At 68.9% G+C, this 22,056-nt stretch carries 18 protein-coding genes and 1 tRNA gene; 8 read left to right on the forward strand and 11 right to left on the reverse strand.

Annotated features, from left to right (window positions below; all coding sequences use genetic code 11):
* Window positions 1-252: 252 nt before the first annotated feature.
* From tilS to NQ204_RS10455, 3 genes are read left to right on the forward strand one after another with little or no spacing between them, the layout of a single operon-like run.
* On the forward strand, window positions 253-1,539 hold the full coding sequence (tilS, locus tag NQ204_RS10445) for a tRNA lysidine(34) synthetase TilS (RefSeq protein WP_256643830.1): 1,287 nt from the start codon (window positions 253-255) through the stop codon (window positions 1,537-1,539).
* Window positions 1,540-1,575: 36 nt separating this feature from the next.
* Window positions 1,576-1,836 (forward strand): exodeoxyribonuclease VII small subunit, encoded by a 261-nt coding sequence (locus NQ204_RS10450; RefSeq protein ID WP_006381978.1) that lies wholly within the window; start codon window positions 1,576-1,578, stop codon window positions 1,834-1,836.
* Window positions 1,826-2,704, forward strand: coding sequence for a polyprenyl synthetase family protein (locus NQ204_RS10455; protein ID WP_116864705.1), 879 nt, complete (start codon window positions 1,826-1,828; stop codon window positions 2,702-2,704). Before NQ204_RS10450 ends, NQ204_RS10455 begins: the two co-directional genes overlap by 11 nt.
* 120 nt (window positions 2,705-2,824) lie before the next feature.
* On the opposite strand, the gene NQ204_RS10460 is transcribed toward NQ204_RS10455, so the two are convergent.
* Both NQ204_RS10460 and pmbA read right to left on the reverse strand, forming a co-directional pair.
* On the reverse strand, window positions 2,825-3,187 hold the full coding sequence (locus NQ204_RS10460) for a DUF4870 domain-containing protein (protein ID WP_116864706.1): 363 nt from the start codon (window positions 3,185-3,187) through the stop codon (window positions 2,825-2,827).
* An 87-nt stretch (window positions 3,188-3,274) separates the two neighbouring features.
* A complete protein-coding gene (gene pmbA / locus NQ204_RS10465) occupies window positions 3,275-4,642 on the reverse strand; it encodes a metalloprotease PmbA (RefSeq protein ID WP_116864707.1) in 1,368 nt (455 codons plus the stop codon).
* A gap of 68 nt (window positions 4,643-4,710) precedes the next feature.
* Between pmbA and yjgA the strand changes: the two genes are divergently transcribed.
* Window positions 4,711-5,298 carry a ribosome biogenesis factor YjgA gene (gene yjgA / locus NQ204_RS10470; protein ID WP_116864708.1) on the forward strand — a complete coding sequence of 196 codons (588 nt, stop codon included), beginning with the start codon at window positions 4,711-4,713 and terminating at the stop codon, window positions 5,296-5,298.
* A gap of 41 nt (window positions 5,299-5,339) precedes the next feature.
* Here yjgA and tldD read toward each other — a convergent pair whose 3' ends face one another.
* From tldD to NQ204_RS10490, 4 genes are all read right to left on the reverse strand, one after another.
* A complete protein-coding gene (tldD, locus tag NQ204_RS10475; protein ID WP_200753320.1) occupies window positions 5,340-6,785 on the reverse strand; it encodes a metalloprotease TldD in 1,446 nt (481 codons plus the stop codon).
* 64 nt (window positions 6,786-6,849) lie between these two features.
* A complete protein-coding gene (locus NQ204_RS10480; protein ID WP_256643831.1) occupies window positions 6,850-10,749 on the reverse strand; it encodes a YhdP family protein in 3,900 nt (1,299 codons plus the stop codon).
* Window positions 10,750-10,779: 30 nt separating this feature from the next.
* Complete coding sequence (gene rng, locus NQ204_RS10485; RefSeq protein WP_116864711.1) at window positions 10,780-12,267, reverse strand: ribonuclease G; 1,488 nt, start codon at window positions 12,265-12,267, stop codon at window positions 10,780-10,782.
* Entirely contained in the window at window positions 12,260-12,868 is a 609-nt protein-coding gene (locus tag NQ204_RS10490; protein WP_256643832.1) for a Maf family nucleotide pyrophosphatase, read from the reverse strand. The genes rng and NQ204_RS10490 overlap by 8 nt, the downstream gene beginning before the upstream one ends.
* A 130-nt stretch (window positions 12,869-12,998) precedes the next feature.
* Here NQ204_RS10490 and NQ204_RS10495 point away from each other — a divergent pair, with 130 nt between their 5' ends.
* The 4 genes from NQ204_RS10495 (at window position 12,999) to arcD (ending at window position 19,152) form a co-directional block, all read left to right on the forward strand.
* Entirely contained in the window at window positions 12,999-13,736 is a 738-nt protein-coding gene (locus NQ204_RS10495) for an SIMPL domain-containing protein (RefSeq protein WP_256643833.1), read from the forward strand.
* Between the two features lie 219 nt (window positions 13,737-13,955).
* On the forward strand, window positions 13,956-14,615 hold the full coding sequence (locus NQ204_RS10500; protein WP_116864714.1) for an energy transducer TonB: 660 nt from the start codon (window positions 13,956-13,958) through the stop codon (window positions 14,613-14,615).
* Between the two features lie 219 nt (window positions 14,616-14,834).
* Entirely contained in the window at window positions 14,835-17,624 is a 2,790-nt protein-coding gene (locus tag NQ204_RS10505) for a TonB-dependent receptor (protein ID WP_116864715.1), read from the forward strand.
* Between the two features lie 106 nt (window positions 17,625-17,730).
* Window positions 17,731-19,152 carry an arginine-ornithine antiporter gene (gene arcD, locus NQ204_RS10510; protein WP_256643834.1) on the forward strand — a complete coding sequence of 474 codons (1,422 nt, stop codon included), beginning with the start codon at window positions 17,731-17,733 and terminating at the stop codon, window positions 19,150-19,152.
* 74 nt (window positions 19,153-19,226) lie between these two features.
* Here the strand turns inward: arcD and NQ204_RS10515 are convergent.
* The 5 genes from NQ204_RS10515 to holA form a co-directional block, all read right to left on the reverse strand.
* A tRNA-Asn gene (locus tag NQ204_RS10515) sits at window positions 19,227-19,303 on the reverse strand.
* Between the two features lie 22 nt (window positions 19,304-19,325).
* Window positions 19,326-19,796, reverse strand: a complete 471-nt coding sequence (gene rlmH / locus NQ204_RS10520) for a 23S rRNA (pseudouridine(1915)-N(3))-methyltransferase RlmH (RefSeq protein ID WP_079222687.1) — start codon at window positions 19,794-19,796, stop codon at window positions 19,326-19,328.
* A 66-nt stretch (window positions 19,797-19,862) separates the two neighbouring features.
* Window positions 19,863-20,276 carry a ribosome silencing factor gene (rsfS, locus tag NQ204_RS10525; protein WP_256643835.1) on the reverse strand — a complete coding sequence of 138 codons (414 nt, stop codon included), beginning with the start codon at window positions 20,274-20,276 and terminating at the stop codon, window positions 19,863-19,865.
* A 70-nt stretch (window positions 20,277-20,346) separates the two neighbouring features.
* Window positions 20,347-21,012, reverse strand: coding sequence for a nicotinate-nucleotide adenylyltransferase (gene nadD, locus NQ204_RS10530; protein ID WP_305888370.1), 666 nt, complete (start codon window positions 21,010-21,012; stop codon window positions 20,347-20,349).
* Window positions 21,013-21,015: 3 nt separating this feature from the next.
* Window positions 21,016-22,053: a DNA polymerase III subunit delta gene (holA, locus tag NQ204_RS10535; protein ID WP_108769535.1), complete on the reverse strand. Its 1,038-nt coding sequence runs from the start codon at window positions 22,051-22,053 to the stop codon at window positions 21,016-21,018.
* Between the last annotated feature and the right edge of the window lie 3 nt (window positions 22,054-22,056).

The raw sequence follows: 22,056 nt of genomic DNA on the forward strand, positions 1-22,056 counted from the left end.
GAGGGGGTGTGAGCGGCATGGGCCCGAGGCATGCCTCGGGCGGGTTGGGCAGGACGCCCAACCCCGGTCTTGCCGTGGGCGCAGGACAGCGCACACGAGCAAGCGGCGACCGAGCTTACAGGGACGTACTTGCAGCGTCCCCCTCAACCGGACCCACCCCGCCATCCCACGGTAAGCCCGCTGTTGCTGTTGCTTCGGCTTCGGCAGGTGCAGGGCGCAGCCCTGCCAGACACCCCCCTTATACTTGCCGCCGTGAGTACCTTTCCCACTCTGGTCACGCTGGAAACCCCGCTGCTCGTCGCCTACAGCGGCGGCCTGGACTCGACCGTGCTGCTGCACTGGCTGCAACACTGCGCCCACACCAGCGGCACACCGCTGCGCGCCGTGCACGTGCACCACGGCCTGCAGGCCAGCGCCGATTCCTGGGTGCAGCACTGCCAGCAGCAATGTGATGCCTTGGGCATCGAACTCGCCGTGCATCGCGTGCAGGTCGACACCGCTGCCGGCCTGGGCCTGGAAGCCGCCGCTCGACAGGCGCGACGCGCGGCCTTTGCCGCTGAACTGCGCGACGGCGAAACGCTGGCACTGGCCCAGCACCAGGATGACCAGGCCGAAACGTTTTTACTGCGTGCACTGCGCAGTTCCGGCATCGATGGCCTGGCGTCGATGGCCGTCGACAGCACCCTGCAGCGCCACCGCCTGTGGCGGCCGCTGCTGCACACCGCACGCGACGCGCTGCGCGACTATGCGCAGGCACGTGCCCTGCACTGGATCGAAGACCCCAGCAACGCGCGCGACGACGCCGACCGCAATTTCCTGCGGCTGCACGTGATGCCACTGCTGCGCCAGCGCTGGCCGCACGCGGCCGCGGCGCTGGCCGGCAGCGCCGACCATTGCGCGCAGACCCGCGCGTTGCTGGACGAGGAAGATGCCGAACTGATCGCCCATCTCGAAGTGGCGCCACGGGTGTTGTCGCTGGAGCTGCTGCGCCAGGTGTCGCCCGCGCGCGGTGCGCGCGTGCTGCGTGCCTGGGTGCGCGCGCATGGCGCAGCACCGTTGTCGGCCACGGTGCTGCGGCAACTGCAGCTGGAACTGCTGGAAGCATCCAGCGATCGCCAGGCGCAGGTGCGCTGGCAGGATCATGCCATCCAGCAATGGCGTGGCCACGCCTACCTGTTGCCGGCACACCTGCCCGCCCTGCCAGCGGACTGGCAGGCCGCGTGGGATGGCCGTGCGCCGCTGCCACTGCCCGATGGCGGGCAGCTGCGCCTGCTCGGCGGCGCGGCGTTTGAGCGGCCGGTGCAGGTGCGTCCGCGGCAGGGTGGCGAACGCATCCTGCTGCCCGGCCGCAGCCATTCACACGCGTTGAAGGACTGCCTGCAGCGCGAGCACTTGGCGCCCTGGCGGCGTGCGCAGCTGCCCCTGTTGTTCGATGGCGGGCAGTTGCTGGCCGCCGCCGACGTGGTGGTTTCCGCGCCCTTGCAGGCCTGGCTGCAGGACCACGATGCGCAGTTGCAGTGGCGGCCCGGCGGCTGGTGAATTGACCCCCGCGCGGCAGCCGTCCACACTTGTCGCATGGCCAAGAAGTCCCCCGAAAACGCCTCCCCTGTTGCCCAGTTCGAGCAGTCGCTTGAATCGCTGGAACAGCTGGTGGAGCAGATGGAAACCGGCGAGCTGAGCCTGGAAGCTTCGCTCAGTGCTTACGAACGCGGCGTCGGTCTGTACCGCCAGTGCCAGCAGGCGCTGGAGCAGGCCGAGCTGCGCGTGCGCCTGCTCAGCGATCCGGCCCAGCCCGAAACCGCAGAACCCTTCGACCCGCCCAGCCATGACGGCTGAAGCGCAGTTCGCCCGCTGGCGCGACCGTATCGAAAGCCAGCTCGATGCCGCCCTGCCCTCGCCGGCCGATGCGCCGCAACGCCTGCACCAGGCGATGCGCTATTCGGTGCTGGGCGGTGGCAAGCGCATGCGCCCGCTGCTGGTGTATGCCAGCGGCCAGCTGTTCGGCGCACCGCTGGACCAGCTCGATGCCGCCGCCATGGCGGTGGAGATGATCCACGCCTATTCGCTGGTGCATGACGACCTGCCGGCGATGGACGATGACGCCCTGCGCCGTGGCAAGCCCACCACCCATATCGCCTTCGACGAGGCCACCGCGATCCTCGCCGGCGATGCCCTGCAGACCCGCGCGTTCGGCCTGCTGGCCGATGCACCGCTGCCGGCCACCCTGCGCGTGGCCTGTCTGCAGACCCTGGCCCACGCCTCCGGTGCGTCCGGCATGTGCGGTGGCCAGGCGCTGGATATCGATGCCACTGGCCAGCAGCAGTCGCTGGCCGCACTCACCCGCATGCACGCGCTGAAGACCGGTGCGCTGATCCGCGCCGCGGTGCGCATGGGTGCGCTGTGCGGCCACGCCCCCGAGGTACGGCTGGCCCAGCTGGATGACTTCGCCGATGCGCTCGGCCTGGCCTTCCAGGTACGCGATGACATCCTCGATGTCGAAGCCAGTTCCGAGCAGCTGGGCAAGACCGCCGGCAAGGACCAGGCGCAGGACAAGAGCACCTTCCCTGCCCTGCTGGGCATGGACGGTGCCAAGGCGCACCTGCGTGAGCTGGCAGCGCGCATGCAGTCGGTGTTGGCCGGCCATGGCGAAGAGGCCGACGCACTGCGTGCGCTGGCAACGCTGGCGGTGGAACGCGATCACTGAAAGCGCTGACGCAGCCGCGCGCCGCGCTCGCCGGGCATGGCCCGGCGCTACCATACGCGCCCCAAATGGAAACGCCCGGCATCGCCGGGCGCTTCTTTCTGCGTCGTTGAGCGTTGCCGCTTATTTGATCAGGCGCAGGGTGAACGGGTAACGGTAGGTTTCGCCGTTGTTGGACTTCACTGCAGCGATGATGCACAGGACCAGGTTGGCCACGTACACGATCGGCATCAGGATGGCGCCGATGATGACGAAGCTGAGGATCACGCAGGCCAGCACCGCGATGGCGACGGTGATCTGGAAGTTCAGCGCTTCCTTGGACTGGTCGGTGACGAAGCCCTTGCCGGCGTCATCCTTGTTGATGAGCCAGATGATAAGGGCACCGATGAAACCGGTGAAGATGCCCAGCAGGTGCGCTGCCAGCGCCATGGTGCGCTGGTCGCTCGGCACGCTCGAGGCGGCCGGCACGTTTTCGAAATCGCTCACGACAAAACTCCTTTTTTTTGGGTGGTCTTGACCGACCGGCGGCAGGCCGGTCGCGTCAGGCGCGCATAGCTTACGCCATCAATGACATCAATCATTACCAGCGATGGTCATCCGCCCGACCAGGATCGAGCCAGTGCGGATGTGCGAGCGCGGGTCGACGTCGCTGCCGACCGCTTCGATGGCGGCAAACATCTCCCGCAGGTTGCCGGCGATGGTGATGCCATCGACCGGGTACTGGATCTCGCCGTTCTCGACCTTGAAGCCGCCGGCGCCCCGCGAATAATCGCCGGTCACCCCGTTCACGCCCTGCCCCATCAGCTCGGTCACCAGCAGGCCCTGGCCCATCTGCCGGGCGATATCGTGCAGCGAACCGGCGTTGGCCGCCAGCTGCAGGTTGTGCACGCCGCCGGCATTGGCGGTGGTCTGCAGGCCCAGCTTGCGCGCCGAATAGCTGCCAAGCACGTAGCGCTGCAACACGCCGTCGCGGACCAGGGCCGAGGCCCGGGTGGCCACGCCGTCGCCGTCGAAGGCGGCCGAGCGCAGGCCGCGGCGCAGGTGCGGCAGCTCCTCGATCTGCATCCAGTCCGGGAACAGCTGCTGGCCGACGCTGTCCAGCAGGAAGCTGGCCTGGCGGTACAGGGCACCGCCGGACACCGCCGAAAGCAGGTGGCCGACCAGGCTGCGCGCCACTTCCGGGGCGAACAGCACCGGCATGCTGCCGGTCGGCAACGAACGCGGCTGCAGGCGGGAGACGGTGCGCTCGGCGGCGCGGCGGCCCACGTGGTCCGCCGCCTCCAGGTCCTCGCGGGCTAGGCCGCCGGTGTACCAGCCGTCGCGCTGCATGCCATCGCCGCTGCCGGCGATCAGGGCGCAGCCGACCGAATGGTGGGTGCCGCGCTCGCGGCCGATGAAGCCGTGCGAATTGGCGTAGACCGAGACGCTCTGCATGCTGGACACCGAGGCGCCGTCGGAATTGCTGATCCTCGGGTCGGCCTCGCGGCCGGCCGCTTCGCAGGCCAGGGCCAGGTCCACTGCCTCGTCGGCCTGCAGTGCCCAGGGGTGCCAGCTGTCCAGGTCGGGGAAATCGCGGGCCATCAGCGCCGCGTCGGCCAGGCCGGCAGCCGGGTCGTCCTCGGTGTGGCGGGCGATCGCGCAGGCCTGCTCGACAGTGGCCGCCAGGCTCGCCTCGTTCAGGTCGGCGGTGCTGGCGCTGCCCTTGCGCTGGCCGAAATAGACGGTCATGGCAATGCCGCGGTCGCGGGTGGACTGCACGGTCTCGACCTCGCCGAGACGGACGTTCACTTCCATCCCGCGGTCTTCGCTGCAGCTCACTTCGGCCTGGCTGGCGCCCAGCGCGCGGGCGCGCTCCAGCAGCTGCTGGGAAAGGTCGGCCAGGCGTTCCAGACGGGCCGGGCTGTCGTCGCCGGCGGCCACTTCAGGGGCGATCACGTTCAATGCTTTATCCTGTGCGGGTTGGGCCCGGCATCACGCCGGGCGACTTTTTTTGAAATCAGGTATGGACGATGCGCGGACGCGACGAAGAAACCGGTGAATTCCACGACAAGAGCCGCAGCCAGAACCGGCGCGACGCGCTCGATGTCCTGGCCTTGGGCGAGAAGCTGGTGTCGCTGACCCCGGCCCAGCTGGCGCGCCTGCCGGTGCCGGAAGACCTGCTCCCGCATATCGCCGAGTGCAAGCGGATCACCGCCCACATTGCCCACAAGCGGCAGCTGGCGTTCCTGGCCAAGCACATGCGCCGCGAGGAAGACGCCACGCTGGACGCGATCCGCGATGCGTTGGACGCCAACAGCGAAACCGGCCGCCGTGAAGTGGCGATGATGCACCGCGCCGAAGACTGGCGCGAGCGCCTGCTGGCCGATGGCGACAAGGCGCTCGGCGCCCTGCTCGACGAGTACCCGCAGGCCGACCGCCAGCAGCTGCGTACGCTGGTGCGCAACGCCCAGGCCGAAAAGGCCAAGAACAAGCCGCCGCGCGCCTACCGCGAGATCTTCCAGGTGCTGCGCACGCTGATGCTGCCGGCGGCGCTGGGCCTGAAAGCCGCGGCCGATGAGGCCGACGACGTCAAGACCGACGACGCCGACGAGGACTGAGTCCCCGCCGGCCCGGGCGGTGGCGCTGGCCATCGCCCGGCTCAGGCCTGGGTACCGCCGACAGTGATGCCTTCGATCAGCAGCGAAGGCTGGCCCACGCCCACCGGCACGCTCTGGCCATCCTTGCCGCAGATTCCGACGCCCTCGTCCAGGGCCAAATCGTTGCCGACCATGCGCACCTTCTGCATGGTTTCCGGGCCGTTGCCGATCAGGGTCGCGCCCTTCACCGGCGCGGTGATCCGGCCATCCTCGATCAGGTAGGCCTCGGTGGCCGAGAACACGTACTTGCCGCTGGTGATGTCGACCTGGCCGCCACCGAAGTTGACCGCATACAGGCCCTTCTTCACCGAGCGGATCATTTCCTGCGGATCGTGCTCGCCGGCGCGCATGTAGGTGTTGGTCATGCGCGGCATGGTCAGGTGCGCGAACGACTCGCGACGCCCGTTGCCGGTCGGCGCCACGCCCATCAGGCGGGCATTAAGGCTGTCCTGCATGTAGCCGACCAGGATGCCGTCCTCGATCAGCGTGGTGCACTGGCTCGGGTGGCCCTCGTCATCGATGTTGAGCGAACCGCGGCGCCCGTCCAGGGTGCCGTCGTCGACGATGGTCACGCCCGGCGCGGCCACGCGTTCGCCGATGCGGCCGGCGTAGACGCTGGTGCCCTTGCGGTTGAAGTCGCCTTCCAGGCCGTGGCCCACGGCTTCATGCAGCAGCACGCCGGGCCAGCCCGGGCCGAGCACCACCGGCATCACGCCGGCCGGGGCCGGTACGGCTTCGAGATTCACCAGCGCCTGGCGCAGGGCCTCGCGGGCGAAGGCTTCGGGCCGGCCATCGGCGAACAGTTCGGCATAGCCATAGCGGCCACCGCCGCCGGCATAGCCCGATTCACGGCGGCCGTTCTGCTCGACGATCACCTGCACGTTCAGCCGCACCAGCGGGCGCACGTCGGCGCCCAGCACGCCGTCGGTGCGGGCCACCAGCACGGTGTCGACGCCACCGGACAGGCTCACCATCACCTGCTTCACCCGCGGGTCGGCGGCACGCAGATAGCCATCCAGGCGCTTGAGCACCTCGACCTTGGCCTCGTTGCCCAGGCTGTCGATCGGGTCCAGGGTCGGGTACAGCGCGCGCGCGTTGCCGCGCAGCAGCGAACGCCCGGCCTGGGCGCCGCCTTCGCGCGAGATCGCGCGGGCCGACTGCGCGGCGGTCAGCAGCGCGTCGGCATGGATGTCATCGGAATAGGCGAAGCCGGTCTTCTCGCCGGCGATGGCGCGCACGCCCACGCCCTGCTCGATGGAATGGGCGCCGTCCTTGACGATGCCATCCTCCACGCTCCAGCTTTCGCGCCGGGCATGCTGGAAGTACAGGTCGCCGAAGTCCACGCCGGGGCCGAGCAGCTGGCCGAAGGTGCGCTCCAGGCCGGCGGTATCCAGGCCGCCGGGGCGCAGCAGGCGGTCCTGGGCAAGCGTCAGTGCGTTATCAGTCATGGTCTCGATCTGGGGGTCTGGAGGCGGCCAGGCAAGGCTGCCGGATGAACAGGGGCCGCGACGCTCAACGCGGGCGCGGCTGGTCGGTGACGGTCGGCGGCACGGACGGAGCCGGTGCAGGCGCGCGCGGCGGGGCCGGGGTCCGTTCACGGCTGCGCTCGATCACCTCCACCTTCGGCTCCTTCCAGGGGCCGGTCACCCGGTAGGTACGGGCGCCGATCTCGCCGAGTGGCTTGGACAATACCGCATTGGTGGCCGCACCCAGCGCCGCGCCCACCGGCCCGCCGGCCACCGCGCCGACCACGGTCAGCAGGTTGCCTGCACGCGGATTGACGTCGATGGTCTGGTCGAACTGCTGCTGGCGCAGGTCGGTCTGGCCACGGATGGTGATGTTGGCCGCCGGGCCTTCGATCAGCACCTTGTCGGTGCGCGCCATGCCGTCGCCGAACTGCATGCCGCCTTCGATGTGATTGAAGGCGAAGCCCTTGGAGAAGAAATCGCGGAAATCGAACATCAGGCGACGCGGCAGCTGGGCCACGCTGAGCAGGCCGAGCACGCGGCCCGCGCCGGGATCCAGTTCCAGCAGCTGGCCGTTGCGCGCATCGATGTCGAGCGTGCCCTGCAGGTTACCCAGCTGGAAATCCGACGGCCCACCGGCCCAGGCCGCCTGCAGCTGCGCCTGGCCGGAGCCGCCGCGCAGCTGGCCGGCGTAGTCGAGGTTCTGCATCAGCCCGCCCAGGTCTTCGCTGCGCACCTTGGCGGTCAGCTCGGTGCGCGCGCCGGCGCCCTTGCCCAGCCACCGGCCGGTGATGTCGATCTCCTGCTCCGGGGCACGGAAGCGCAGCTCGTCCACGCTCAGGCCGTTGCCCAGCGGGCGCGTGCGCAGCACCGCCTGGCCCAGCATCACCTTGCCGAATTTCAGGTCGGCGATGTCCAGAGCGAACGGCGGCAGTTTGGCCGGATCCATGTCATCGGCACCGGTCTGCGGCCGCGTCGCGGCCACGGCGGTGTCAGCCCCCGGCGCCGCCGGCGGTGACTGCCAGTACACGCGGTCGAGCTGGCCGCTGATGGTGCCGCCATCGGCATTGGGCACGCTCAGGTGGCCGGCCAGCGAAGGGCCGTCCAGGCGCACGTCCAGCGCCTGCGCGCCCGGCCGCAGCTGCAGCCGCGTCTGTTCGAAGATGCCGCCGATCAGCATCAGCCTGCCGACCTGCACGTCCACCGCGCGCAGCGGCATCGGGTCGCCATCGCCACCGGCGCCACGGGCAAGGCCGATCCATTCCAGCGCATCCAGGGTCGGGCTGCGGCCGTTGATGGCCAGCCCGCTGGTCGGCGGGTCGCGGTCAACGCGGTCGCTGCCCATCGTGACCTGCACGCCGGTCTGGCTGTTGTGGGTGCGCGCGGCCAGGGCCAGGCGCTGGCCGAACGCCACGTCGATGCGGCCATCGCCCATCGGCAGCTGTGCCGACACGGTGGTCGCCAGCGCATCGGCAGCCGGCTTGTCGAGCGGCGCCGGCAGGTCCAGGCGGGTGCCCACCAGGTCCGAATGCAGGCGCAGCTCGCTGGGCGGGGCCGGCGCACCGGGCGCCACCTTGGGCAGGTTGACGGCGACGGTCCAGGCCGAGGTGCCCTCAAGATAGGGCTTCAGCCAGGCCATTTCCGGCGCACGGTCGATCAGCACCTTGGCATCCAGGTGCGCGGCCAGTTCCGATTCAAAGGCCAGCGCCGGGTTGCGCACATAGCCGCCGGCACGCAGGCTCAGGTGGCCGTCCTGGCCGAGGTAGCGCACGGCCAGCTCCTCGGCGGCAAAGCCACCGCTGCCGTAGCGGGCCTGGCCCTGCATGGCGTCGAATTCCAGATCGAAGCGCTTGTCCACCAGCTTCACACCGGCCAGGTCCACCGTGCCCTGCAGGTGCCCACCGCCTTCATCGTGGTGCAGCGGCTGCAGCAGGTCGAAGTGCACATTGGCCGGGCCGCTGGCGACCAGGTTGTCGAGCGTGTCGCCGTAGTCCTTGTGCAGGCCACTCTGTCGCAGCATCGCCAGCAGGCGCCCCGCCTCGCTCTGGCTGTCGGCGCGCACGTACAGCGGCGCGTGGCCGAAATCTTCGATGCCGGCCTCGAACTTCTGTACCGCTACACCGGCCAGGTCACCGCGGCCTTGCATGTGGAAGCCCGGCCCGATGAAGGCGATATCGGCGTCGACCTGGCCCATCAGCGGCCAGTCGTGCTGGAAGCGGATGTCGCCGTTGCTGATGTGGCCGGTGGCCTCGAAGCGGCCATCGTTGTTGTCGAACGGCCAATCGTCCAGATCGCCGCTGACCAGGCCGATGCCGCCGCGCACCTGGCCACCCACCAGCGCGGCGTCCAGCCAGTCGGTGGCGCCCTTGCTCATCTTGGAATGGATCCAGAACCGCTTGGCGGCGGTCATCGGCACGTCGTCCAGCTTGGCCGCCAGCTGCAGCCACGGGCGCGTGCCGTCGCCCTGGAACCAGACGCCGCCACGTACGTCGGCCGCATAGTTGGTGCCTTCCACGCGCATCGCCGGGGTGCCGATACGCCAGCCACCGGCTTCGTCACGCCAGCCGACGATCTGCCCGGCCAGATGCAGGTCGTGGCGCTCGCCGAAACCGGTCGGCCAGTCGAACTGCAGCTCCTGCTGGGGCTTCAGCTGCAGGCTGAAGCCATCGGCATCGCCTTGGAAACGGCCACCCAGGCCACGCACACCGGGGGCATCGCCGACGCTGGCAAAGCCCAGCGCCTGCAGTTCGCCCTGCGCCCACAACGGGCCGTCGCGCTCGCCCCACAGCTGCAGCGACTGCACATCCAGCTGCGGCTTGGACAGGTACAGCCAGCGGCGCAGGCCCGGTTCCAGGCGGTCGCTCAGGGCCAGCGCGCGCAGGGCGGTACCCGCCTGCACCGGCCCACTGCTGATCCGCAGCTGCTTGCCCACCTGCACCTGCAGGCCATCGAGCTGTTGTTCGTCCGCCCCGCTCTGCAGGCGCAGGCGCGGCACCTGCAGCGCCCAGCCATCGCCCTGGCGCTGCCAGCGCAGGCGTGCCTGCACGCGCTGCAGCTGCAGGGCGGGCGTGGTCATGCTCTGTAGCGGCGCGCTCTGTAGCGGCGCGCCCTGCAGCGGCGCGCCGTCCACGCGCACCTCGCGCAGGTCCGAATCGGTGGTCAGGGCCACCGGCGCGAAATCGCGCAGGACCAGCCACAGGTTGAGTTCGCCCTTGCCTTCGCGCAGGCGCAGGCCGCCGGCCGCCAGCAACGGCGACCACGCTTTGAAATCGACGGGATCCGCGCCCAGCCAGGCCTCGCCGTTGCCGTGGCGGCGGTCCAGGTCCAGCACCGCGGTCAGCGGCAGCGCGTCGCTCTGTGCCCAGGCGCGCACGCCCACCCGCAGGCGGTCGCCATCCACGCGCAGGCGCAGGTCGATGCGCGGCAGGGTGGCATCCACGCCCAGGCCCGGCGCATGCACACCGAGGCGGCCACCGATCACCTGCAGTTCGCCCAGCCGGCGCAGCGCATCCAGCGGATCACCGCCGCTGCTGGACTGCGGCAGGCCACGTACCGACCAGCGGCCATCACCGCCCTGCTGCAGGTCCAGGGCCAGGCCGCGCAGGCGCAGCTCGGTCAGCGAACGGCCCGGCAGCAGGCCGCTGTACATCGACACCAGCACCTCGGCCTCGCCGATGGCCAGGCCCTGCCCCGCGCCGATGCGCAGGCCCTTGAGCTGCAGCAGCGGGCCGCGCCGGGTCCAGGCGGTGTCCAGTTGTTCAAAACGCACCGGTTGCCCGGCACGCTCACTCAGCCACGCGGCGATCGCCTCGGGGTGGCGCTCGGCCAGCGGCAGCAGCTGGCTGAGCGTACCCACCAGCAGCGCAAGCACGACCAGGCCGACCGCGCAGGCAGCAACGAAATGACGGCGGATCCTTCGCAGTCGCAGGCGCGGCGGCGCGCTCATCGGCCCCGACCGGTGCCCGGTCCGCGCGGCTCAGAGCAGAACGACATCGAACTGCTCCTGCAGGTACTGCTCATCGGCCTGGAAGCGGATGCTCTTGCCGAGGAATTCCTCCAGCTCGGCCACCGCCGCCGATTCCTCGTCGGTGATGCGCGCCACCACCTTGGTCGACGCGATCACCAGCAGGCGCGCCGCCTCGAACTGGCGCACGGCGCGGGTGATCTCGCGGAAGATCTCGTAGGTCACCGTCTCGGTGGTCTTGATCGAGCCGCGCCCGCTGCACTGCGGGCAGGTTTCGGACAGCTGCCGCTCCAGGCTTTCCACCGTGCGCTTGCGGGTCATCTCGACCAGGCCCAGCGGCGAGAAGTCGTACACCGTCGTCTTGGCGTGGTCGCGGGCCAGGGCCTTCTCCAGCGTGCGCAGCACCTGGCGGCGGTGCTCGGGATCATCCATGTCGATGAAATCGATGATGATGATGCCGCCCAGGTTGCGCAGCCGCAGCTGCCTGGCCACCGCCTGCGCGGCCTCCAGGTTGGTGCGGAACACGGTTTCTTCCAGGTTGCGCTGGCCGACGAACGAACCGGTGTTCACGTCGATGGTGGTCATCGCTTCGGTCTGGTCGATGACTAGGTAGCCACCGGACTTCAGCGGCACCTGCTTGTCCAGCGCGCGGCCGATCTCGTCCTCCACGCCGAACATGTCGAAGATCGGGCGGTCGCCCGAATACAGCTCCAGCTTCTCGGCCAGCACCGGCATGTACTTGGCCACGAAGGCCTGCAGCTGGGCGAAGGTCTCCTTCGAATCGACCTTCACCTTGTCCACGTCCTTGCGGATCAGGTCGCGCACCGAACGCAGCGGCAGGCTCAGGTCTTCATAGATGTTGCTGCACGAGGGGGCTTCGCGGCCGCGGCGCTCGACCACGTTCCAGACGCGCGACAGGTAGGCCACGTCCTCGGCGATGGCTTCGGCCGGCTGGCCTTCGGCATTGGTACGCACGATGTAGCCGTAGCCGCCGTGCTGGGCCGACAGCTCGGTCACCAGTGCCTTCAGCCGTGCGCGCTCGCCTTCATCCTCGATGCGCGCCGACACACCCACCACCTTGGACTGCGGCAGCAGCACCATGTAGCGCGAGGGAATGCTGATCTGCGTGGTCAGGCGTGCGCCCTTGGTGCCGATCGGGTCCTTGACCACCTGCACCACGATGTCCTGGCCGTCGCGCAGCAGCTCGACGATGGGCACGCTGGACGGCGGCGGCAGGGTGGTGTTCTCGGTATCGGCGCTGGCCACCGGGGCCGGCCGGATCACGTCGTTGGCATGCAGGAACGCCGCGCGCTCCAGGCCGACCTCGACGAAGGCCGCCTGCATGCCGGGCATCACCCGCTGCACCTTGCCCTTGTAGATGTTGCCGACCACGCCGCGGCGCCAGCCGCGTTCGATGTGCAGCTCCTGCAGCATGCCGTTTTCGATCACCGCGACCCGGGTCTCGCGCGGGGTCACATTGACCAGGATTTCCTCAGACATCGGCAGCCTCCCTGGCGGCATCGGCAATGGGGGCCGGCACGCCGCAGCGCGCCAGCAGACGATCGGTATGAAGCAGCGGCAACCCCATCACGCCGGAGTAGCTGCCGGAAAGGTGTTCGATCCAGCGCTCGGCACCGCCCTGGATGGCGTAGGCGCCGGCCTTGTCCAGCGGCTCGCCGGTGGCCACGTAGGCGGCGATGTCGGCCACGCTGATCGGGGCGAAGGTGACCTCGGAGACGACCAGCTCGCTGTCCAGCCCGCCAGCGCCCACCACCACCACGGCGGTCATCACCTGGTGGGTGCGCCCGGCCAGCCGCGCCAGCATCGCCCGCGCGTCGGCCGCGTCGGCCGGCTTGCCGAACACCTCGCCGTCCAGCACGACCTCGGTGTCCGAGCCCAGCACCCGCGCCTGCGGGTCCGTGGCCAGGACCGCGGCGAGGCCGGCGCGCGCCTTGTCGGCCGCGACGCGGCATACATAGGCTTCAGCGCTTTCGGCAGCTGCACGCACCTCGGGCACCTCCAGGTCGAGGGCTTGGAAGGGGCGTCCGAGTCGGGCCAGCAGCTGGGTGCGTCGGGGGGAGCGGGAAGCAAGATAGAGCATCGGCACAGCATAACCTGAGGGCACTGCCTGAATCGTAGGCAACCCTGCCCGAAGCGCGTCCAACCCCGAACGGACTCACAGCGCGTTCATCGCTACGACACCACCCTCACCGCCATAACAAGGAGATCCCATGCGCCGCACCGCCACCCCGCTGCTGCTTGCCCTGTCCCTCGCTCTTGGAGCCTCGATGACCGCCCACGCCGCCCCGTCGTCGCCGTCGATCGCCGCCCCGGCCGAAGGCACCCTGCTGAACATCTCGGCCAACGCCGAGGCCACCCGTGTGCCGGACGTGGCCACCCTGTCGGCCGGTGTCGTCACCCAGGGCGCAGACGGCAACAGCGCCATGCGCGAGAACGCCCAGCAGATGGACAAGGTGCTGGCCGCGATCAAGGCCGCCGGCATCGCCGAGCGCGACGTGCAGACCAGCGGCGTCAGCCTCAACCCGCAGTACCGCTATGCCGACAACGAGGCGCCGAAGATCACCGGCTACCAGGCCAGCAACACGGTCAGCCTGAAGGTGCGCGACATCGCCAAGCTGGGCAGGGTGCTCGACGCCCTGGCCGCGCAGGGCGCCAACCAGATCAACGGCCCGCAGTTCGAGATCGACCAGCCGGAGCCGGTCTATGACGAAGCCCGCCTGGCCGCGTTGAAGAAGGCCCAGGCCCGCGCCCAGACCTACGCGAAGTCGCTGGGCCTGCAGGTGCGCCGCATCGTCAGCATCTCCGAGAACAGCAATGGCGGCTTCCGCCCGATGCCGACGATGCGGGCCATGGCCGCCGGTGCGGCAATGGACAAGGCCACCCCGGTGGCGCCGGGTGAATCGACCGTGTCGGTGAACCTGGACGTGGTGTTCGAACTGGGGCGCTGACGACATTCGCCAACCCGGGTTGGCAACCAGTGGGGACACGGAGCGGGGCCAACGCAGGTTGGCCCCGCTCTTTTATATGAAGCCCAGCCCAACGACGTCACCCCTGCCTCTAGGCAGTGGCCGGGGGGCGGCGCTAATGATTGACTGCCAGCCGCGTGCGGCAACCCCGATGGCGGCCCTGGTGCGTTGAGGACTTCGTCACTGGCATGGAGGTGGACCATGGTTCGTACGTATCCCGTTGTACCGCTGCAGTTCGATCCCGCCCGCGTCGCCGCCTGGAGCGCGGCCATCGCCCTGCACCTGCTGGCCTTCCTGTTGCTGCTGATCCCGGCAACCTACCAGGCCATCACCGCCCTGCCCCGCGACAACACCGAGGTCAGGTTGATCCCCAAGGAACAGCCGAAGCCGCCGGAGCCGTTGCCGGTCGAGCCGAAGCAGGAAGTCGCCAAGGTCGTGCCCAAGCCGCAGGCCGCGCCGACCGTGGTCCCGCCGCTGCCGGCCCCGACCGCGACGCTGGAAGAGGCCCAGGGCATCATCCTGCCCGCAGCCGAACCGGCCCCCGTGCAGGCGGCACCGAGCCTTGCTCCGTCCGCGCCGGTGGCCGGGGTGCAGCTGCAGTACCGCAGCGCACCGCCGCCGGCCTACCCGATCCAGGCCCTGCGCAGCCACGAACAGGGCACCGTCCTGCTGCGGGTCGAAGTGGATACCAGCGGCAAGCCGGTGAACGTCAGCATCGAGCGCAGCAGCGGCTCGCGCAGCCTGGACCAGGCCGCCCGCCAGCAGGTGCTGCGCCAGTGGCGGTTCGTGCCGGCCGAGCGTGACGGCGTGGCCGTGCCGGCCATCGGCATGGTGCCGGTGCAGTTCTCCCTGCCCGACTGACGCCAACGGCGGTCCGGCGCCATGCCGGGCCGCCATTTTTCACGGTTTGCCCCACGTCAAGAGCCGTTCGCGCCAAAACATTTCGCTTTAGTCGAAAGATCGTTACGAATTCAGTAAAACTTCACATCTTCGTCACCTGCCAGAAACCTAGATTGATACGTCCCGGTACACACCGGATGACGCCCTCAATGCTCGAGTTTTCCAGTCAGGAGAGAAGCTGTGAAACACCCGATCCAACGGCCCGCCAGCCGCCGCCAAAACCACCTGGCATCATCCATCACCCATATCCTCGCTGGCGGCACCCTGCTGCTGGCCGGCGCCGCGGTCTCCTCCTCTGCCTTCGCGCAGGAACAGGCCACCAACCTTGACCGCATCACGGTCACCGGTTCGAACATCCCGCGCACCAACACCGAGACCCCGTCTCCGGTACAGGTGGTGACCCGCCAGGAAATCGACCGCACCGGCAAGACCACGGTCGCCGAGTACCTGCAGACGCTCACCGCCGATGGCGCCGGCTCCATTCCCAAGACCTTCGGCAACGGCTTCGCCGGTGGCGGCGCGGGCATTTCGCTGCGCGGCCTCGGTGCCGGTTCGACGCTGGTGCTGTTGAACGGCCGCCGCATGGCGACCTACGGCCTGGCCGATGACGGCCAGAAGGTGTTCACCGACCTCAGCACCATCCCGCTCGACGCCGTCGAGCGCGTGGAAGTGCTGAAGGACGGCGCCTCGGCCATCTACGGTTCCGACGCGATCGCCGGCGTGGTCAACATCATCCTGCGCAGCGACTTCCAGGGCGCGATCCTGCGCGGTTCGTACGGCGTGTCCGGCGATGGCGACGGTGATGCCAAGAAGGCCACCCTGACCGCCGGTACCGGCGACCTCGCCAGCGACGGCTGGAACGCGTTCTTCAGCCTGGACGTCGGCAAGACCGACCGCATCCAGATCAGCGACCGCAAGAACCGCAAGTGGATCGGCACCGGCGATATCCGTCGCTGGGGCTACGACGCCGCTGACGCGCAGTTCCTCGGTGGCGCCTACTTGTCCGGCGGCACTGCCGGCGGCACCGGCCCGAACGGTTCGGTGTTCAACAACGCCGGCCAGCTGGTTGCGCTGCCGGGTTGCGCGGGCGTGACCACGATTCCGGGCCAGACCGATGCCACCGCCCAGGCACAGGGCTGCCTGTGGGATCCGGCACAGCTGTACCGTGACCTGACCCCGGAAGAGAAGTACGTCAACGTGTTCGGCCGTGCCAGCTTCGCCTTCGGTGAAGGCGGCGAGGTCTACACCGAGATCGGCTACTCGAAGAAGGAAACCATCTTCAGCAATACGCCGTCCGGCGTGTCCGGCGGCTGGGGTTACCCGGGCGGCCCGGTCAACGCCAACAGCGGCGCCGGTGCGACCATGCTCTACGCCGGCCACCCGGACAATCCGCTGCCCTACGCTGCGCGCCTGCGCTACAGCGCCTGGGACGTGGGCCCACGCGTGACCAACAACACCAACGAGTTCAACCGCTTCCTGGTGGGCGTCAAGGGCAACTGGGGTGAGTGGAGCTACGACACCGCCTACCTGCACTCGGGCACCGACCTGGTCAACAAGCGCACCGGCTTCCTGAACTATGACGCCGTGCGCTGCGTGCTCGGCAACCCGGCCTGTCCGTACGGCACCTGGCGCATCGGTGACAATGCGTCGCTGACCCCGCAGTCGGTCTACGACGCGATCAGCCCGACCATCAGCGCCCGCGCCAAGTCCAGCCTGGACATGTTCGACTTCACCATCTCGCGCAGCCTGATGGACCTGAAGGGCGGCCCGCTGGGCCTGGCCTTCGGTACCGAGTGGCGCAAGACCAGCAACAGCCTGACCCCGCAGACCTTCACCGACGTCGGCCAGATCATCGGCCTGGGCTACTCGGCCTATGACGGCACCCAGAACGTGTACGCCGGCTACGCCGAACTTTCCGCACCGGTGCTGGAATCGTTGGAACTTTCGGGCGCCGTGCGTTACGACAAGTACGAGAGCGGTGAAGGCAAGGCTACGCCGAAGCTGGGCGTGAAGTGGACCCCGGCCGACTGGATCGCGCTGCGCGCCAGCTACGCCGAAGGCTTCCGCGCGCCGAACCCGGCCGAGAACGGTGACGGTGGCCTGGCCGCCTTCTCCAACGCCCGCGATCCGGTGCGCTGCGCCATCGATCCGGCCAACGAGTGCACCGCGCGCTCGGTGGCGATCATCACCCGCCCGAACAAGGACCTGAAGCCGGAAGAGTCCAAGAGCTACTCGGTGGGTATCGTGCTGCAGCCGACCTCCACCACCTCGCTGACCGTTGACGCCTGGGAAATCAAGCGCACCAACGAAATCGCCCAGGGCAGCACCGCCGATGCGATCGCCGCCGGCAACGTCCTGCGTGATTCCAACAACATCGGTGGCGTGGCCAACAGCGGCACGATCCTGGCGGTCAACACCGCGTACGTGAACGCCAACTCCTCGCGTGTCCGCGGTATCGACACCGACGTGCGCCAGACCTTCGACTTCGGCGCCGGCCAGCTGGAAATGGACCTGCAGTGGAGCCACATCCTGAAGTTCGAACGTACCGAGGGTGACACCACCGTCGATTACGTCGGCACCCACGGCAACTGCGACGTGACCAACTGCATCGGTACGCCGCAGGACAAGATCAACTTCGGCACCACCTGGAAGCAGGGCCCGTGGAGCGTCAGCGGTGTGGTGAACTACATCGACAGCATGGAGAACAAGGACCGCCGCGGTGGCGACTACCTGGCCTTCTACGAGGACGGTTCGCCGGTGGAGAAGATCTCCTCCTTCACCACCTTCGACCTGTCCGGTCGCTGGAACATCACCGAAGCCTTCGAACTGAACGCCTCTGTGCAGAACGTGTTCGACCGCATCGCTCCGCTCGACCCCAGCACCTACGGTGCGGTCAACTACAACCCCCTGCACTTCAGCGGCGCGATTGGCCGTTACTTCACCGTCGGCGCCAAGTACACCTTCAAGTAATCGAAGGCGCGTGACCTGCAAAGGCCTGGGCATCTGCCCGGGCCTTTGTTTTTCCGCACACATTGCAGAGGCGAAGATGAAGTCCCTTGGCCCGATGGAACGGCAGATGGCGACCTCCCCGCAGCGACTTGGCCTGGCCGCGCTGACCGCTCTGGTGGTCGGCTCGATGGTCGGCGCCGGCATCTTCTCGCTGCCGCAGAACGTGGCCCGCAGCGCCGGGCCGGCCGCCGTCCTCATCGGCTGGGTGCTCAGCGGTGCCGGCATGCTGATGCTCGCCTTCGTGTTCCAGGCGCTGGCCAATCGCCGCCCGGACCTGGATACCGGCATCTACGCCTACGCCCGAGAGGGCTTCGGCAACTACATCGGCTTTTCCGCGGCGTGGGGCTACTGGGTGGCCTCGGTGCTGGGCAACGCCAGCTTCTTCGTGCTGATCTTCAGCGGCGTGGGCCATTTCCTGCCGGTGTTCGGCGAAGGCAACACCGTTGCCGCCGTGGCGGCGTCCTCGGTCCTGTTGTGGACCGTGCACCTGCTGGTGCTGCGTGGCCTGCGCACGGCCGCGCTGGTGAACAGCCTGGTCACGGTGGCCAAGCTGGTGCCCATCGCCCTGTTCCTGGTGCTGGCCGCAGGCGCGTTCCGCATGGACGTGTTCACGGCGGATTTCTTCGGCGCACCTGCGCTGGGCGACCTTGGCACGCAGCTGCGCGGAATGATGCTGGTCACCGTGTGGGTGTTCATCGGCATCGAAGGCGCCAGCATCTATTCACGGCGTGCCGCACGCCGCGCCGATGTCGGCCGGGCCACGGTCATTGGTTTTGTCGGCGTCTGGCTGCTGCTGGTACTGGTCAGCCTGCTGTCCATGGGCGTGCTTTCGCAGCCGCAGCTGGCTGCGCTGCCCAACCCTTCCATGGCCTACGTGCTGCGCGCCATTGTCGGCGAATGGGGGGCGACGGTGATCATCATCGGCTCGATCATTTCAGTACTGGGCGCGCTGCTGGCCTGGGTGCTGCTGTGCGCCGAAGTGCTGTATGCCGCCGCCGGCGATGGCACCATGCCCGCCTTCCTCGGCCGTGAGAACCCGCGCGGCGTGCCGGCCAATGCGCTGTGGCTGAGCAATGGCCTGATCCAGCTGTTCCTGCTGCTGGTGCTGTTCAATTCGGGCAGCTACACCAGCCTTGTGCTGCTAGCTGCATCGATGAGCCTGGTGCCCTACTTCCTGTCGGCGGCATTCGCCGTGCAGCTGGCTTGGCGCGGCGTGGCCTATGCGGAACAGCCGGCCGTGCGCTGGCGCGATTTCGGCGTGGCCCTGCTGGCCAGCACCTATGCACTGTGGCTGGTGTATGCCGGCGGCCTCGACAACCTGCTGCTGTCGGTGCTGCTGTACGTGCCCGGCGTGGCGCTGTTCGCGCTCACCCGGCGCCAGCATGGGCAGCCGGTGTTCACGCGCTGGGAGTGGGTGCTGTTCGGCGCGATCCTGGCCGTGGCGATCGCCACGCTGGTGGCGTTCTGCAGCGGCAACCTGCAACTGTAGAGCCGAGCATGGGCTCGGCTCTACAGAAGATCGACGCAAAAAAACCCGCATCTCGCGATGCGGGTTTTCAAAGGTGGCGCCCGAAGTTGGACTCGAACCAACGACCCCCTGATTAACAGTCAAGTGCTCTAACCGGCTGAGCTATTCGGGCAGACGACTAGTATAACCACTCTTCACGCGCGATGGTAGGGGTGATTCGCAATCATTGCGGCGGCCCGATACAGCTGCTCGGCCACCACCAGCCGCACCAGCATGTGCGGCAGGGTCAGCGGTCCGATCGACCACTTCTCATCGGCCAGCGCGGACACTTCCGGCGAGTGCCCTTCCGGGCCACCGATCAGGAAGGCCAGGTCCCTGCCCTGCCCGCGCCAATGCTCCAGGCGCTGCGCGAGCTGTTCCGAACTGAGCTGGCGGCCCGGCACGTCCAGCGCCACTACGTAGGCATTCTTCGGCAGCGCAGCGATCACACGCTTGCCTTCGTCCTCAGTGGCGCGACGCGCATCGCGGCCCTTGCCACGCAGGCCCGGCTCGATTTCCACCAGTTCGAACGGCAGCCAGTGCGACAGCCGCTTCTGGTATTCGGCGAAGCCCTGCGCGACCCAGCTGGGTGCGCGTTCACCGGTAGCGATCAGGCGGGCTTTCATCTACGCAGTCTCCAAAACGTCAACGGCGCCATCGGCGCCGTCGAAGGGGTGCAGCAACGCCGTGGCTCAGGCCACTTCGTCGTCGTCGCTGGGCGGCGGCTGGTCGCCGACGGTCCACAGGCGCTCGAGGGCGTAGAACTCACGCACGCGCGGCAGCATGACGTGGACGATGATGTCGCCCAGGTCGACCAGCACCCACTCGGCTTCGCGCTCACCTTCCACGCCCAGCGGCATCACGTCGATGTTCTTGGCGAAGCGCACGATTTCATCGGCGATCGACTTGACGTGGCGGGTCGAGGTGCCCGAAACGACGATCATGTAATCGGCAACGCTGGACCGGCCGCGCACGTCGATCTCGACCAGGTCCTTGGCCTTCAGGTCTTCGGTGGCTTGGCGGACGCTGGCCAGCAGTTGCGGCACGGAGGGCGGCGGGCTGGGCAGATCGACCTTGATGGTCTGGGGCTGGGTCTGGTTGCTCAAAGTGGATCGACTCTATAAACGTGGGGGCGATTATACGGGCATGGCGCGCTTGCGCCATTCACGCGGGTATTCAGGGTGTACCGGGGTGGTACAGGCGCTGCCCGGCCACATAGTCGGCCACCGCCGGCGGCAGCATCGCCCGCCAGGGCCCGGCCGCGCCAATCTGGGCGCGTACGGCACTGGCCGACTCGCCACGCAGGGGCTGGTGCAGGCGCAGCACGCGCCCGGTCGGGCTGGCGAACAGCGACTGCTCGTTGTCGGCCCAGCGCCCTTCCAGGGCCTGGCCGAGCTCGCCGGCCACGGCGTCGCGCAACGGGCTGCCCGGCCGCTCGGCCACGATGAAGTGGGCCAGGCCGAAAAGCGCCTGCCATTCGTGCCAGGCCGGCAGGGCCAGCAGGCTGTCGGCACCGACCAGCCAGGCCAGCGGTCGGCTCGGGCCCAGCTCGGCGCGCAGCTCGCGCAGGGTATCGACCGTGTAGGACGGCTGGCCAGGGTTGCGCGCGGCCCGGTCCAGCTCGCGCCGGTCGAGCAGCAGGCCCGGCTCGTCACCGATGGCCAGCGACAGCATCCGGCAGCGCTGTTCGGCGGTCGCCCCCGGGGGGGCGCGGTGTGGCGGGTCGGCGGCCGGCAACATGCGCACGGCCACCTGCAGCTCGTCGCGTGCGGCGCGCGCGATGGCCAGATGGCCCAGGTGCACCGGATCGAAGGTGCCCCCGTAATAGATCCGCAGGCTCATCACTCAGGCGCGCGCGAGCAGGCGCACGGCACGGGCCTCGGACACCGCCACCAGCAGGCGCTCCAGCGCCAGCCAGGCGTCACCGTCGGCACGCCCCTTGGCGATGCGGTCGACCAGGCCGGCCTCGGCCACGAATCGTTCCCAGCGCTTGCCTTCCGGATGCCGCTGCAGCGCGCGCTTGTACGGCGCCTGCCGCGATTCCCAGATGCCGCGCGATTTCATTTCAGCGGCGAGGTTGCCGCCACGGGCCTGCACCCGTGCCAGGCCGGCGCCGGCCAGCAGTTCGCGGATGACGATCGGCATCAGCGCGGCCACGGCCTCGCCTTCGCCACGCAGGCCCGCCAGCATGCGCAGCACCGCCTGCGGCTGGCCCGAGAAGGTCGCTTCGACCAGACGGAACACGTCGTAGCGGGCGGCATCGGCCACCAGCGACTCCATCCGTTCCACGTCCAGCGGCTGGCCGTCGGCCAGCAGGGCCAGCTTGTCGATTTCCTGCGCGGCAGCCAGCAGGTTGCCTTCCACGCGCTCGGCCAGGCGCTGCACCGCGGCACCGTCGGCACGCAGGCCCTTGCTGCGCAGGCGGCGCTCGATCCAGTCCGGCAGTTCGTGCGGCTTGATCGCCCAGGCCACCGACAGCACGCCGACGCGGTTGACCGCCTCGGCCCACTTGCCCTGGTGGGCCTTGCTCCATTCGTTGGCGGTGATCAGCAGCACCACGTCCGGCGCCGGGTCGGCGCAGAACCGGCTGATGACCTCGGCGCCGTCCTTGCCCGGCTTGCCGCTGGGCAGGCGCACTTCCACCAGGCGCCGCGCACTGAACAGGCTGGGCGCGTTGAAGCTGGCGTCGAGCTGGTTCCAGTCGAAGTCGCGGCCGTCGGCGTCGAACACCTCGCGCTCGTCGACGCCGCTGGCACGGGCGCGTGCGCGTACCGCATCAGCGGCTTCAAGCACGCGCAGGGTTTCCGGGCCGGCGATCAGGTATACCGGCGCCAGCGCGGTGTCACCGCCCTGGCTGGCCAGCTGCTCCGGTCGCAGTTCCATCGT

Source organism: Stenotrophomonas testudinis (assembly GCF_024499815.1).
In the GTDB taxonomy this organism is placed as follows: Bacteria; Pseudomonadota; Gammaproteobacteria; order Xanthomonadales; family Xanthomonadaceae; genus Stenotrophomonas.

Excerpts from the sequence above, each read along its gene's own strand:
- NQ204_RS10450 (WP_006381978.1), top strand. The coding sequence starts at position 1,576 with ATGGCCAAGAAGTCCCCCGAAAACGCCTCCCCTGTTGCCCAGTTCGAG.
- NQ204_RS10455 (WP_116864705.1), top strand. The coding sequence starts at position 1,826 with ATGACGGCTGAAGCGCAGTTCGCCCGCTGGCGCGACCGTATCGAAAGC.
- yjgA (WP_116864708.1), top strand. The coding sequence starts at position 4,711 with ATGCGCGGACGCGACGAAGAAACCGGTGAATTCCACGACAAGAGCCGC.
- tldD (WP_200753320.1), bottom strand. The coding sequence starts at position 6,785 with ATGACTGATAACGCACTGACGCTTGCCCAGGACCGCCTGCTGCGCCCC.
- NQ204_RS10480 (WP_256643831.1), bottom strand. The coding sequence starts at position 10,749 with ATGAGCGCGCCGCCGCGCCTGCGACTGCGAAGGATCCGCCGTCATTTC.
- rng (WP_116864711.1), bottom strand. The coding sequence starts at position 12,267 with ATGTCTGAGGAAATCCTGGTCAATGTGACCCCGCGCGAGACCCGGGTC.
- NQ204_RS10490 (WP_256643832.1), bottom strand. The coding sequence starts at position 12,868 with ATGCTCTATCTTGCTTCCCGCTCCCCCCGACGCACCCAGCTGCTGGCC.
- NQ204_RS10495 (WP_256643833.1), top strand. The coding sequence starts at position 12,999 with ATGCGCCGCACCGCCACCCCGCTGCTGCTTGCCCTGTCCCTCGCTCTT.
- NQ204_RS10500 (WP_116864714.1), top strand. The coding sequence starts at position 13,956 with ATGGTTCGTACGTATCCCGTTGTACCGCTGCAGTTCGATCCCGCCCGC.
- arcD (WP_256643834.1), top strand. The coding sequence starts at position 17,731 with ATGGCGACCTCCCCGCAGCGACTTGGCCTGGCCGCGCTGACCGCTCTG.
- rlmH (WP_079222687.1), bottom strand. The coding sequence starts at position 19,796 with ATGAAAGCCCGCCTGATCGCTACCGGTGAACGCGCACCCAGCTGGGTC.
- nadD (WP_305888370.1), bottom strand. The coding sequence starts at position 21,012 with ATGAGCCTGCGGATCTATTACGGGGGCACCTTCGATCCGGTGCACCTG.
- holA (WP_108769535.1), bottom strand. The coding sequence starts at position 22,053 with ATGGAACTGCGACCGGAGCAGCTGGCCAGCCAGGGCGGTGACACCGCG.